Source organism: Pseudomonas sp. UC 17F4 (genome assembly GCF_900101695.1).
Taxonomy (GTDB): Bacteria; Pseudomonadota; Gammaproteobacteria; order Pseudomonadales; family Pseudomonadaceae; genus Aquipseudomonas.
Map to the genome: position 1 here is coordinate 2,995,240 of NZ_FNKV01000001.1, position 13,204 is coordinate 3,008,443.

12 protein-coding genes are annotated in these 13,204 nt (G+C 62.4%); 7 read left to right on the forward strand and 5 right to left on the reverse strand.

What is annotated here, in order from left to right; all coding sequences use genetic code 11:
- Window positions 1-114 precede the first annotated feature (114 nt).
- The 4 genes from BLR26_RS13850 to BLR26_RS13865 form a co-directional block, all read right to left on the reverse strand.
- Window positions 115-1,791: an MFS transporter gene (locus BLR26_RS13850; RefSeq protein ID WP_093381417.1), complete on the reverse strand. Its 1,677-nt coding sequence runs from the start codon at window positions 1,789-1,791 to the stop codon at window positions 115-117.
- A 193-nt stretch (window positions 1,792-1,984) separates the two neighbouring features.
- Window positions 1,985-2,263, reverse strand: a complete 279-nt coding sequence (locus BLR26_RS13855) for a barstar family protein (RefSeq protein ID WP_371128677.1) — start codon at window positions 2,261-2,263, stop codon at window positions 1,985-1,987.
- 5 nt (window positions 2,264-2,268) lie between these two features.
- Entirely contained in the window at window positions 2,269-2,682 is a 414-nt protein-coding gene (locus BLR26_RS13860; protein WP_045194173.1) for a hypothetical protein, read from the reverse strand.
- 129 nt (window positions 2,683-2,811) lie between these two features.
- Window positions 2,812-3,642 (reverse strand): histidine phosphatase family protein, encoded by an 831-nt coding sequence (locus BLR26_RS13865; RefSeq protein WP_093381421.1) that lies wholly within the window; start codon window positions 3,640-3,642, stop codon window positions 2,812-2,814.
- Between the two features lie 11 nt (window positions 3,643-3,653).
- On the opposite strand from BLR26_RS13865, the gene BLR26_RS13870 reads away from it, so the two are divergent.
- On the forward strand, window positions 3,654-5,573 hold the full coding sequence (locus BLR26_RS13870; RefSeq protein ID WP_093381423.1) for a tyrosine-protein phosphatase: 1,920 nt from the start codon (window positions 3,654-3,656) through the stop codon (window positions 5,571-5,573).
- On the opposite strand, the gene BLR26_RS13875 is transcribed toward BLR26_RS13870, so the two are convergent.
- On the reverse strand, window positions 5,570-6,556 hold the full coding sequence (locus tag BLR26_RS13875; RefSeq protein ID WP_371128645.1) for an AraC family transcriptional regulator: 987 nt from the start codon (window positions 6,554-6,556) through the stop codon (window positions 5,570-5,572). The two genes, BLR26_RS13870 and BLR26_RS13875, sit on opposite strands and share 4 nt — an antisense overlap.
- A gap of 446 nt (window positions 6,557-7,002) precedes the next feature.
- Between BLR26_RS13875 and BLR26_RS13880 the strand changes: the two genes are divergently transcribed.
- From BLR26_RS13880 to BLR26_RS13905, 6 genes are all read left to right on the forward strand, one after another.
- Window positions 7,003-7,602: a DUF1842 domain-containing protein gene (locus BLR26_RS13880; RefSeq protein WP_093381428.1), complete on the forward strand. Its 600-nt coding sequence runs from the start codon at window positions 7,003-7,005 to the stop codon at window positions 7,600-7,602.
- 19 nt (window positions 7,603-7,621) lie between these two features.
- Entirely contained in the window at window positions 7,622-8,101 is a 480-nt protein-coding gene (locus BLR26_RS13885) for a DUF1842 domain-containing protein (RefSeq protein ID WP_093381430.1), read from the forward strand.
- 233 nt (window positions 8,102-8,334) lie between these two features.
- Window positions 8,335-10,539, forward strand: coding sequence for an OsmC domain/YcaO domain-containing protein (locus tag BLR26_RS13890; RefSeq protein ID WP_093381433.1), 2,205 nt, complete (start codon window positions 8,335-8,337; stop codon window positions 10,537-10,539).
- A 164-nt stretch (window positions 10,540-10,703) separates the two neighbouring features.
- Entirely contained in the window at window positions 10,704-11,516 is an 813-nt protein-coding gene (locus BLR26_RS13895; RefSeq protein ID WP_045194159.1) for a class I SAM-dependent methyltransferase, read from the forward strand.
- Between the two features lie 160 nt (window positions 11,517-11,676).
- Window positions 11,677-12,180 carry a sigma-70 family RNA polymerase sigma factor gene (locus BLR26_RS13900; RefSeq protein WP_045194157.1) on the forward strand — a complete coding sequence of 168 codons (504 nt, stop codon included), beginning with the start codon at window positions 11,677-11,679 and terminating at the stop codon, window positions 12,178-12,180.
- 5 nt (window positions 12,181-12,185) lie between these two features.
- Entirely contained in the window at window positions 12,186-13,145 is a 960-nt protein-coding gene (locus BLR26_RS13905) for a DUF4880 domain-containing protein (protein WP_256326720.1), read from the forward strand.
- Window positions 13,146-13,204 lie beyond the last annotated feature (59 nt).

Below are 13,204 nucleotides of genomic sequence, written 5' to 3' on the forward strand. Positions count from 1 at the left end.
TTATACCCTTAGCAAGCTAATTAACAAGTTGGTACATAATTCGGCAAGGGCTGCATTGGCGCTGAAATCAGGGCAAATGCCCTCTCCCACTGGGGGAGAGGGCGGGTATCAGACTTAAGTATCAGTGATGTCGCGGTCCTTGGTTTCCGGCAGGAAGAAGGTGCCGAGAATCGCCGTCATCACCGCGATGACGATCGGGTACCACAGCCCGTAGTAGATGTCGCCGGTGGCGGCGACCATGGCAAAGGCCACGGTTGGCAGGAAGCCGCCGAACCAGCCGTTGCCGATGTGGTAGGGCAGTGACATCGAAGTGTAGCGGATGCGCGTGGGGAACAGCTCCACCAGCCAGGCGGCGATCGGCCCGTAGACCATGGTCACGTAGATCACCAGGATGGTCAGCAGCAGCAACACCATCGGGTAGTTGGTCTTGGCCGGGTCGGCTTTTTCCGGGTAGCCGGCATCTTTCAGGGCCGTGCCCAGGGTGGCGATGAAGGCGTCGTTCTGCGCCTTGAAATCGGCGGCCGGCATGCCGGTGCCTTCAAAGCTTTGCAGCACCTTGTCGCCGATATGGATCTGCGCGACGCTGCCCGGCTCTGCCTTGACGTTGGCGTAGGGGATGGCTTTTTTCGCCAGCACGCTCTTGGCCAGGTCGCAGGAGCTGGTGAATTTGGCCTTGCCCACCGGGTCGAACTGGAACGAGCACTGGTTGGGGTCGGCCACCACCGTCACCGGGTTCTTCTCCTGGGCGATGAACACGTCGGGGTTACCGTATTCGGTCAGCGCCTTGAAGATCGGGAAGTAGGTCAGCGCGGCGATGATGCAGCCGGCCATGATGATGCCCTTGCGGCCGATGCGGTCCGAAAGGCTGCCGAACAGGATGAAGAACGGCGTACCGATCAGCAGTGAGCCGGCAATCAGCAGGTTGGCGGTCTGCGGGTCGATCTTGAGCATCTGCAACAGGAAGAACAGCGCGTAGAACTGCCCGGTGTACCACACCACCGCCTGGCCGGCGGTGCCGCCGAGCAGGGCCATGATGACGATCTTGAGGTTGTCCCAGCGGGCGAACGACTCGGTCAGCGGCGCCTTCGAGGCCTTGCCCTCGGCCTTCATCTTCTGGAACACCGGCGACTCGCTCAGTTGCAGGCGGATGTACACCGAGACGATCAGCAGCAGGATCGACAGCAAAAACGGGATCCGCCAGCCCCAGGCCTCGAACGCCTCGGTGCCGAGAATGGTTCGGCAGGCGAGGATCACCAGCAGCGACAGAAACAGCCCCAGGGTGGCGGTGGTCTGAATCCACGAGGTGAAGTAACCGCGCTTGCCCTTGGGCGCATGCTCGGCGACGTAGGTTGCCGCACCGCCATACTCACCGCCCAGGGCCAGGCCCTGGAGCAGGCGCAGGGTGATCAGGATGACCGGCGCGGCCACGCCGATGGTGGCGTAATCGGGCAGCAAACCAACCACGGCGGTGGAGATACCCATGATCACGATGGTGATCAAAAAGGTGTACTTGCGCCCGATCATGTCCCCTAGCCGGCCGAACACAATCGCGCCGAACGGCCGTACGGCAAAGCCTGCGGCGAAGGCGAGGAGGGCGAAGATGAACGACGTGGTCTCGTTGACCCCGGCGAAGAAGTGCTTGGCGATGATCGCGGCGAGCGAGCCGTAGAGGTAGAAGTCATACCACTCGAACACCGTGCCCAGGGAGGAGGCGAAAATCACCTTGCGCTCTTCCTTGGTGATCCCGCGTTTGGGCGCGCTGCCCGTGGTTGTATTGTCGATTGCCGCCATGAGTCTTCTCCGTCTTGTGCTTGTAGGCCGGAGTTCCCACTGTCCTTGCCGCACCCAGGCCTTAGGGTGATGTCATCGGATTGCGCAAATCATGAACACAGACTGACGGCCTCGCATTGCTGCAAGGTTTCTTGAAGCATAATCAGGTTTGTCTGGATATCCACTCGCCAGCATCAGCGAGTGTGGGGATCACTCACTCGAACAGCACTTCAGAGGCCATCTGCGGATACTCGGCCTGCAGCGTGGCCAGGCACTTCTGCATCAGTTCGGCGTCTCTGGGCAAGCGCCTGGCAAAAGCCTCCCAGCCACTGAGCTGCAACTGTCGAGGCATCTGTACAAGTCCGCTGATCGCATCCCAGAAGGCATCCCAGTTACAGCCATACCATTCGGGAAAACCGAGAGAGTCCCTTAACAGGTGATGCAATTGCCTGGCGCTGGTCACCTGGCCCAGATCAATCCTTACCACCCGCACCCGGCTCAATTGAAATGCCCCAGGTAGGTGAGCGTGGCGGTGCTTTGTGGCTGGCGCGAATGGGAGTGATCTGCTGAGCGGCGGTCGCCGTAAATGGCGTTGTCGCCGACGATGATGAAGTGACTGAAAGCGTCCAGAGACCGGGAACACAATTGCGCTTTCTGCGCCTCGTCGGCCATCAGGCTCTGCACATATTCCAGCGACTCATCCAGCTCGACGAAGTCCGAATCCATGAACCACTCAAGCTCCTGGGCAAGCTGCCAGGACGGATTGCGATCCTCCCAGGCGGCGAATTCGGCAGCACTCGCGCTGGCGGGCGGCTCGGGTTGCCATTGCTCGAAAGCGAACTGGCGGGCGTGCGTTTCGCTTTCGAAGGTGGCGGCGAAGAGGTGGAAGGGGTAGTAGTCTGGATTGTCCATAATCTGCCTTGCGGGCTGGCCGGAAAGGGGCTGCAGGTTACCAGTGATCGATGTTCAGGATTACGACCGCTGCGCGCTCGATCGCTGGCAAGCCAGCTCCTAAAGCCAACGAAAATGTCTGGCCAACAACTAAACCTGCATATTCAACTTTGTCAGGGTGACGTTCTTGAACAGATCATCCTCTATCAACTCCGACACACCGCCTGCAGACATTTTGAACGAGATAAACGCCATGCTCTCGACCGGCACGCGTTGTAACGCGCTAATCAGGAAACTGGCGGCAAAGCCGTGGGTTACGATAATTGCGCATTCAACCTCAGCATCCAGCGTTGCGACAAAGTCGTAAATTCGACGTGCGAATTGCCGACGGGTTTCAGCCCCGTCGCAGATGGCATGGTCCATGCGCTCGCCGGGTTTCTCGGCGCAAGGTTTCATGATGCTGTCATGCAGCGCCTGCTCCATGCCCTCATGACTGCCGAACGACATCTCGCGCAACCGTGCGTCGAGGTTCGGCTCAAGCCCCAGGGCATCGGCAACTATTGTTGCGGTCTCTTTACAACGCAGCAGGTCAGAAGAGTAAATTGCCGGGCTTTTTGAAAACCCCTGGGCCGTAAAAAAACTGGCCAGGGCCTGGGCCTGTTCGATCCCTTTAGGCGTTAGCCTGGAATCAAACCAGCCGCCGACAAGGTTATCGATGTGATGTTGCGCCTGTCCGTGGGTAACAATGTAATACCGCTTCATAGGTAGTTCACTTTTCTTCCATTCGTAAGTGTTCGCTGACAGGCCGGCGATTGTGCCAGAACTGGCAGTTTGCAGCGATAAAACGCCGCAAGTACGACGCAATACGGACAAAAAACGCATGCCCCGGACAGATCGCGCAGCGATTCGCCAATCCGGGCTTTTTGCAATATTAAGTCGCAGGTCAGCCCGCAATAGTAGCCAGCCCAACGTGACTTCCATGAGGCTGCATCGTGTATCAACGACTGTTGTGTTCGCTGTCCGTTTTGAGCCTGTCCATCGCCGCCGCCCAGGCCGCAGAAAGTGTGCCGCTGGATACCCCGCGCCTGGCGCGTATCGACAACTTTCGCGATATCGCCGGCACCACCCATGCCTATTCCACTGCCCACGACGGCACGATGCGCAGCGGCGTGTTCTACCGCTCCAACGCCCTGACGCCGTCGCCAGCTGACCTGGCCACGCTCAACGGCCTGGGTATCAAGGCGATTTACGACCTGCGCACCCCGGACGAGATTGCCGCCACCCCCGACACCCTGATCGAGGGCGCGCGCTACCGTAATATCGACATCATCGGCAACAACACCTCCGGCGCCGATATCACCCGCGTCAGCTTCACCAGTGCCGCCGATGCCATTGCCATGATGCAGGAGACCAACCGCGCCTTCGTCAACGATGCCGGTATGCGTGGGCAGTTCACCACGCTGTTCAATGAGCTGGCGGCGGGCGATGGTGCGGCGCTGTTCCACTGCACCGCCGGCAAGGACCGCACCGGTTGGACCGCCGCAGTATTGCTGAGCATTGCCGGGGTCGACAGCGCGACGATCATGGACAACTACCTGGCCACCAACGACTACACCGCCGCACGCGTGGCGGCGACCCTGGCGCACATGCCGCCGGGCATGGCGGCGATCTATGCGCCGCTGCTGGCGGTGGACGCCAGCTATCTGCAAGCCGGCCTCGACCAGGTCATTGCGCAGTACGGCAGCATGGACAACTACCTCAAGGAGGGCCTGGGCTTGTCTCAGGAGACCCTCTACGTACTGCGGGCCAAGATGGTTTCCTACAACAGCCTGCCCGGCCAGTTGGGCTTGCTTGGCAACGCCGCGTCCGGCGCGCAGCTGTTGCAGCAGTTGCAAGACAGCAGCCTGTCGGGCACCTACAGTGCCTACAACTATTACTTGCAGTCGGCCATCGATGCCGGTGACCTGGCTGGCGTCGAGTCGACCGTCGGCGGCCAGGTGCATGCCGACGCCGCCAGCTACCTGTTGCGCCAGGGCGCGCTGATCGACCGCGCCGCCGCGCCTTACAGCCGCGGCACTGAGCTTAAGGTTGGCCAGTACCGGTTGTGGAGTACTGCCCTGGCCAGCTACCTGGGCACCGACGGTTCAAGCCATGCCGCCAGCAGCAACGAGCACAGCCAGGGCCTGATGATCGGCCTGACCCAGCGCTTTTCCGAGCAGTTCAGCGGCCACGCCGGTTTTGGCTACAGCCGTGGCAATGTCGGCGGCGCGGGCGGTGAGGCGGACACCGACCTGACCTTGTTCAAGGCCGGTGCGCGCTACGCTCCGGCGGGGCTTGAGCGTGGCCTGTTCGTCGATGCCGGCCTCAGTGCCGGCTGGCTCGATTACACCAGTAAGCGCGAGCTTGGCGGTGGGCTGGGCGCGGCCAAGGGCGACAGCCATGGCACCCTCAGCGGCGCCAGCCTGGCCCTGGGCTATCGCATGCCATCCAGTGCCATCATGCTGGAGCCAAGCCTGGGCCTGCGCATCAGTCACCTGGACCTCTCGGGCTTTAACGAAAAAGGCAGCGAACTGGCCCTTGAGGTCGATGGCATCCAGCAAACCCGGCGCAGCGCATTCGCCAACCTCGATGTTGCACTCGGCGCCATTGACCTGGCGGGCTGGCAACTGGTGCCGGGCGTGCATCTGGGCTACGAGCATGTGCTGGGCGATCACCAGGTCGACAGCCAGGGCCACCTGCTGGGCCTTGACATCGAACAGCGCGCCGCCTTCGACAACCGCGACCAGTTCACTGCCGGGGTCAACCTGATGGTCAGCCTGGGGGCGCTGAGCTTCGCTGCCGAAGCCGGCGCCAGCAGCGGCGGTGACAGCCACGGCGCCAGTGGCAGCCTCAAGGCCAGCTACTTGTTCTAACTGCCAGCCGGGCCAGCCCTGCGCCGCTGGCCCGCGCCGTTGCGCACGTCGGCAGGGCTGACGCCGAAGGCACTGTGAAAGTACTGACAGAACCTGCCGACATTGCTGAAGCCAGACGCCAGCGCCACCTCGGTGACCGACGCCGCGCCGCGTTGGCGCAGTGCATGGTGCGCGTGTTCCAGGCGCAGTTGGCGCTGGTAGGCGACGATCGACAACCCCATGAAACGCCGAAAACCGTCCTGCAAGGCACGCAGGCTGACGTTGCACATTCGCGCAAGCTCGGTGCCGCTCACCTGGCTGTGCGGATGGGCCTGAAGGTACTCGATGGCCAGCTTCACATGTCGCGGCGCGATCATCGGCGCCGGGCGCTGCAGGGCCTGGCTGAAGTTGTGCGGCCAGATTTCGAGCAGCGCATCGACGAGCATTTCCTGCAGGCGCGCCGGCATCAGCGCCCCGGCGTGCAGCAGCAGGTCGAACTGGCTGCCGGTGGCCAGCTCCACCAGGGCCCTGATGCCCTGCAGGTGGGCCAGCGGCACCACAGGCTCAAAATACAACCTGCCGAGAATCGGCTTGCCCAGCAGCGTTGCCAGCCGCTCGGTAAACAGCGCCCGGCGGATCGAGATACCGCACTGGTCGTGATCATCCATCAAGCGCATCGAGCGTACATCGGCCTTGTCGATCGCCAGGCCCATGTGCCGAAAACCCGCCGCGTCACGATCGGGGTTAAGGATCAGGGTCCCGGAGGAGGGAATGACGAAGGTGATTTCATCCTGTGACTCGGGAAAGCAGAAAGTGAAGTCACCGCGGTAATGCATGCGTCGAAAACTCACGCCGTCATGGCGGCCATAGACGCCACCGATGTTGATGTTACCGGGCAGCGGTGGGATATCGGCGTACAGGTTGCCGAACAGGCTGCTGAACACTGCGCCGAAGTCGTCGCTGTGCATGCTGTCTGAGCGCAGGATGATCTGTTTGCGGGTCATGCTTGAGTACACCTTCGGGGTCACCTGGCGTGCGAGAGGTTTCGGGGCAGCAAAACATCAAGAGGCTAGCAGCTGGACGTGACAGCGGCGTGACCCATATGAGGGATAACAGGGTGCTTTACCCAGGCTGGCCGACCATTTGTCGGACATAATGCACTTTTGCCACCACCCTCTGGCCAGCCCGTATTTCCCTGCTTAACTGATCTGGGCTGCCAGGCAGGCAGCTATGCGCCCAGGGAGGGTTTCATACCCGTTGCACCTCGGTAAACCGTGCCCAATCGGGCATGGCCGTACCGGACCGCAGCGTCTTCGCCGCAGGCAATCTGCGCGTGACGCAGCGCGGAGGTTGCGACGCCGTTCGCCTGCATCCAACTGTGCGCCAAGGAAGTCGCCCGCCAGAAACAGCCACGCGCTTGTTTCCACTCATTGTTTGCAATGGAGGCACCATGACTGACTCACTACAAGCACCTGTAATAGGACTCTTCCCCCTGTCCTACGTCATCGGCACCGATGCACCCGGCGCCCAGCGCCTGGTTCTCGATTTGCTGGTGCATCCGTCTGACCGCACCCTGCGCGGCAGCGCCCAGCTCACCCAGGCCACCAACCCGCCACTGGACCTGAACCTGGACGTCTGGGGCACCTACAGCTACCAGCTGTTCCTGCCGCCGAGCCCGAGCAATATCCTCATCACCCTGCAAGGTAACCACGGCGGCCCGACGGCCAATTCGCCGATCATCTTCAGCCTGCACCTGGCGGTGGGCTCGGACTGGCAGAAAGGCCAGGCCGGTTACCGCTACCTGAATAACCAGGGGCAATGGATCGTGGTCGAGGCGCCAGCGCACCGCGAAGACACCCGTATCAAGGCCTTCGGTAATCAGGACATCCAGGCGCTATTGCACACCGCGACCCTGGAGGCGGCCATTGCTACCGGCGATGTCGCCCACCTCAAGGCCCTGGCGACCGGTGATGCGGGCGTAGCCCTGAACACCGCCATCGATTCGACCAAGAGCGCTTCCGGCAAAGCCGGCAAGTCCAGCCGCGCCTGACCAGACAAGGAGTCGTACCATGCCCGCAATCGGACTGTTCCACACCCGTCTCAACGTACGCACCGGCCTGCTCGGCGCCCCCGTGCTGACCCTCGATCTGTTGGTCAACACCGTGCACAAGAAGATCACCGGCGTGGCCAGCATCTTTGCTGCCACCTACCCGCCGCTGAACTTCCATGCCGATGTCTGGGGGGATTACTCGGACCTCAAGCTCGGCCTCAAAGGTGAGGGCCATATTGTTATCAACCTCACCGGCAGCCCCAGCGGCCCGTTCAGTACCCTGGAGCAGACTTTCCATCTGCACGGAATCCTTGATGCCAAGTGGGCCAGCGGCACCGCCAGCTATCGCTACCTGCGCCTGGATGGCGGCGGCTGGCAAGTGGTACCGCATGCCAACGTACGCCAGGCGCCGACCGAGACTCACCAGAGCCAGAAGGACGTCAGCGAACGTAGCCGCAGCCGCCTGCAGGCGGCGATTGGTCAGCTGGAAAGCGCGTAAAGGCGCGTGACAAGAGGGCAGCCCGGTAGCCCGGGCTGCTTATCGACTGCATCCAGGCGCTGCCAAACAAGGCTGCATCGGCGACAACGCTGACGATGGCTGCCGATTCAGCAGGGCGATGACTTTGAGTGCTTCGTGGCGGGTTTGCCCGAGTAATTGCGTCAGGCACAAGACTTCCCGGCGAAAACCCGGATAATGGCGGCCAAATCGTTTTGCTCGTATGGTATTCCCGCATGGAAATCAAGGTTAACTTTCTCGACAACCTTCGACTTGAAGCCAAGTTCGATGACTTCACGGTGGTGGCCGATCAACCGATCCGCTACAAGGGCGATGGCTCGGCACCGGGGCCGTTCGATTACTTCCTGGCTTCGTCGGCCCTGTGCGCGGCGTACTTCGTCAAGCTGTACTGCCAGACCCGCGATATCCCCACCGATAACATCCGCCTGTCGCAAAACAACATTGTCGACCCGGAGAACCGCTACAAGCAGATCTTCAAGATCCAGGTCGAGTTGCCGGCCGATATCAGCGAGAAAGACCGCCAGGGCATCCTGCGTTCCATTGACCGCTGCACGGTGAAAAAGGTTGTGCAGACCGGCCCCGACTTCGTCATCGAAGAAGTGGAAAACCTCGACGCCAACGCCCAGGCGCTGCTGATGCTCGACCCGTCCTCGGACACCAGCACCTTCATCGCCGGCAAGGACCTGCCACTGGAGCAGACCATCGCCAACATGTCGGGGATTCTCGCCGGCCTCGGGATGAAGATCGAGATCGCCTCGTGGCGCAACATCGTGCCCAATGTCTGGTCGCTGCACATTCGCGATGCGCAGTCGCCGATGTGCTTCACCAACGGCAAGGGCGCCACCAAGGAGGGTGCGCTGGCCTCGGCGCTGGGCGAGTTCATCGAGCGGCTCAACTGCAACTTCTTCTACAACGATCAGTTCTGGGGCGAAGACATCGCCAATGCCGAATTCGTCCATTACCCCGACGAGCGCTGGTTCAAGCCAGGCCGTAAAGATGCGCTGCCGGCGGAGATCCTCGACGAATACTGCCGCGAGATCTACAACCCCGATGGCGAGCTGTGCGGCTCGCACCTGTACGACACCAACTCTGGCAATATCGAGCGTGGTATCTGCTCGCTGCCGTTTGTGCGCCAGTCCGACGACGAGGTGGTGTACTTCCCCTCCAACCTGATCGAGAACCTGTACCTGAGCAACGGCATGAGCGCCGGCAACACCCTGGCCGAAGCCCAGGTGCAATGCCTGTCGGAGATCTTCGAGCGCGCGGTCAAGCGTGAAATCCTCGAAGGCGAGCTGGCCCTGCCGGACGTACCGCAGGAGGTGCTGGCCAAGTACCCGGGCATTCTCGCCGGTATCCAGGGCCTGGAAGAGCAGGGTTTCCCGGTGCTGGTCAAGGACGCCTCGCTCGGCGGCGCCTTCCCGGTGATGTGCGTGACCTTGATGAACCCGCGCACTGGCGGCGTGTTCGCCTCGTTCGGCGCCCACCCAAGCTTTGAAGTGGCGCTGGAGCGCAGCCTCACCGAGCTGCTGCAGGGCCGCAGTTTCGAAGGCCTCAACGACCTGCCGCAGCCCACCTTCGAAAGCCACGCGGTGACCGAGCCGAACAACTTTGTCGAGCACTTCATCGACTCCAGCGGTGTGGTCTCGTGGCGCTTCTTCAGCGCCAAGGCCGACTTCGAGTTCGTCGAATGGGACTTCTCTGCCGAGGGTGAAAACGCCAACGCCGAAGAAGCCGCAGCGCTGTTCGGCATCCTCGAAGACATGGGCAAAGAGGTGTACATGGCGGTGTACCAGCACCTGGGTGCCACCGCCTGCCGCATCCTGGTGCCGGATTACTCGGAAATCTACCCGGTGGACGACCTGATCTGGGACAACACCAACAAGGCGCTGTTCTTCCGTGAGGACATCCTCAACCTGCACCGCCTGGATGACGAGCAACTGCAGTCGCTGGTCGAGCGCCTGGAAGAAAGCGAGCTTGATGATTACACCGACATCACCACCCTGATCGGCGTCGAGTTCGACGACAACACCGCCTGGGGCCAGCTGACCATCCTCGAACTGAAGCTGCTGATCCACCTGGCCTTGCAGCAGTTCGAGCCGGCCAAGGAGCTGGTCGAAACCTTCCTGCAGTTCAACGACAACACCGTCGAGCGCGGCCTGTTCTACCAGGCGGTGAACGTGGTGCTCGAAGTGGCCATGGACGACGAGCTGGAGCTGGCCGATTACGAAGCCAACTTCCGCCGTATGTTTGGCAACCCGCGCATGGACGCGGTGCTCGGCTCGGTGGACGGCAGCGTGCGCTTTCATGGCCTGACGCCGACCAGCATGAAGCTCGAAGGCCTAGACCGTCACCAGCGTCTGATCGACAGCTACAAGAAACTGCACGCGGCGCGGGCCAAAGTGGCCAATTTGTCGCGCTAAAAGGCGCCAGCAAAAACAGCACCTTCGGGTGCTGTTTTGGTTTATGCGCACAGGTTATAGCCATGTAGCCAACCGGTCTTGCCGCTCAAACGCTGGCGCTTGCCGCAGGCGGGGGTTGGCGTTTAGCTGAGCGTTCGTGTGAACAACCTCATCAGGTGCAGACCATGAGCACACCCCTGGATTTGCATGCGTTAAAGGCGCGCCAGCAGGCGGCGTGGGCCAGCGGCGACTACGCGGTGATTGGCACCACCTTGCAACTGGTTGGCGAGCGCCTGGCCGAAGCCTGCGACCTGCGCTGGGACGAAAAGGTCCTGGATGTCGCCGCCGGCAACGGCAATGTCACCCTGGCCGCCGCCCGCCGTGGCTGTCAGGTGACCTCCACCGACTACGTGCCCGAACTGCTCAAGCGCGGCGAGGAGCGCGCCCGGGCCGAGCACCTCAACGTGGCCTTCCAAGTGGCCGATGTCGAAGCCTTGCCGTTTGCCGATGGCGCCTTCGACGCCGTGGTCTCGACCTTTGGCGTGATGTTCGCCCCCGACCAGGCGCAGGCGGCCAGGGAACTGGGTCGCGTATGTCGTTCGGGCGGGCGCATCGGCCTGGCCAACTGGACCCCGCAAGGTTTTATCGGGCAGATGTTCAAGACCCTCGGCCGTCACGTGCCGCCACCGGCCGGTGCACAACCGCCGTCGCGCTGGGGCGATGAAGAGCAGTTGCACAATTTGTTCGGCGACGACATCGGTGCGATCAAGGTCAGCCGCGAACACTTCAACTTTCGCTATCGTTCGCCGGCGCACTTCATCGACGTATTCAGAACCTGGTACGGGCCGGTGCACAAGGCGTTTGCCTCGCTCGACAGCGACCAGGCCCGCGCGCTGGAAAGCGACTTGACCCAACTGCTGAACGACAACAACGTGGCGGGAGGTGCATCGCTGGTGGTGCCGAGCGAGTACCTTGAGGTGGTCATCAGCCGCCGCTGAAATCATCGCGGGTCCTGCGCGCAAGCTGTGGGAGCGGGCCTTGCCCCGCGAAACGGTCGGTTGTGTTGTTTCATGGTCGAGCAAAGCAAAACCAGTAGTAGTAAATGAATGAGAAGTATTACCATGCACGGCTTTCCTTAGCTGCCAGGAGATCCCGTCCATGCCCCCGTCCAGCCCTCACGATGTTGGCGCGCTGTATCTGCAGCATCACAGCTGGGTGGTGGCCATGCTGCGGCGCAAGCTGGGCAATCGCGAGCAGGCGCTGGACCTGGCCCAGGACACCTTCGTAAAGCTTCTGCGCAGCGAGGTGCCGCCACTGCTGCGCGAGCCGCGGGCGTACCTTGGCACCATCGCCAGCCGCCTGTGCCTGCAGCATTTTCGCCGCCAGGCGCTTGAACGTGCCTACCTGCAAAGCCTGGCTCAGCTTGAGCCGCAGCATCAGCCGTCGGAAGAAACCCGGGTGCTGGTGCTCGAGGCGCTGGACGCCGTCGGCCAGGTGCTCGATGGCCTGGCCAGCCGGGTGCGGGAGGTGTTTTTGCTGTCCCAGCTCGATGGCCTGACCTACCCGCAGATCGCCGAGCGCCTGGGCCTGAGCGTCAATGTCGTGCAGAAGGCCATGCTCAAGGCCTATCGGCATTGCTACGCTGCCGTGCACGGCGAATGAAGCCGATGCCCGCAGCCGAGCCGCGCCTTGACCCGCACGTTCTGGAACAGGCGATGCTGTGGATGGTGCGCCTGCAATCGGGGGTGAGCTGCGATGCCGAGCAACTCGCCTGCCAGCGCTGGCGCCAGGAAAGCGCGGCCCATGAACTGGCCTGGCAGCGGCTCAGTGGTATCGGCCAAGGCCTGCGAGAAGGCACCTGCGGTTTGTCGGCGGCGGGCGCGCGCAGCCTGCTTGAGGCGCGTTCGCTGCCTTCGCGCAGGGCAGTCCTCAAGAGCCTGGTCGCCGGTGGCGTACTGATCGCCAGTGGCTACGGGGTACAGCAGCGCAGTGTGCTGCCGGGCCTGTTCAGCGATTACGCCACTGCCACCGGCGAGCGCCGCAACTGGACCCTGGCCTCGGGGCTGGCGCTGCAACTGGATACCCGTAGCGCCCTGGACAGTGATTTGCTCGATGGCGTCCGGGTGCTGACTTTGAACCGTGGGCGGGTATTGCTGGAGGTGGGGCAGGGCATCAGCGTCAGCCTGCGCACGGGCGAGGCCCGGGTACGGCCAGCGGCACTGTCGCGCCTGGTGGTCAGCCGGCAACCCAGCGCGACGCTGGTGCAGATGCTCAAGGGCACCGTGCAGGTCGAGCATGGGCAGGACTCAGGCTTGACCCTGCAGGCCGGCTGGCAACAGCTTTACAGCAGCACCCGGGCCGGGCCGTTGCTGCCACTGGCAGCGGGCGCGCAGGCCTGGACCCAGGGCCTGCTGGTGGCGCAGCGCATGCCGCTGGCCGAACTGCTGGCCGAGCTCGACCGCTACCGCCCCGGCGTGCTGCGTTGTGATCCGCAGGTTGCCGGGCTGCAGGTCAGCGGCTCGTTCTCCCTTGATCAACCCGATGCCAGCCTTGAGCTGATCACCCAGGTGTTGCCGGTTCGCGTGCAGCGGCTGCTGGGTTACTGGGCCAGCGTTGTCCCGGCCTGAAATAATGTTCATTGGCGTTGGCAGGTTTTCTTGCTTCGCGCATCAAGACAAGGGAAAGC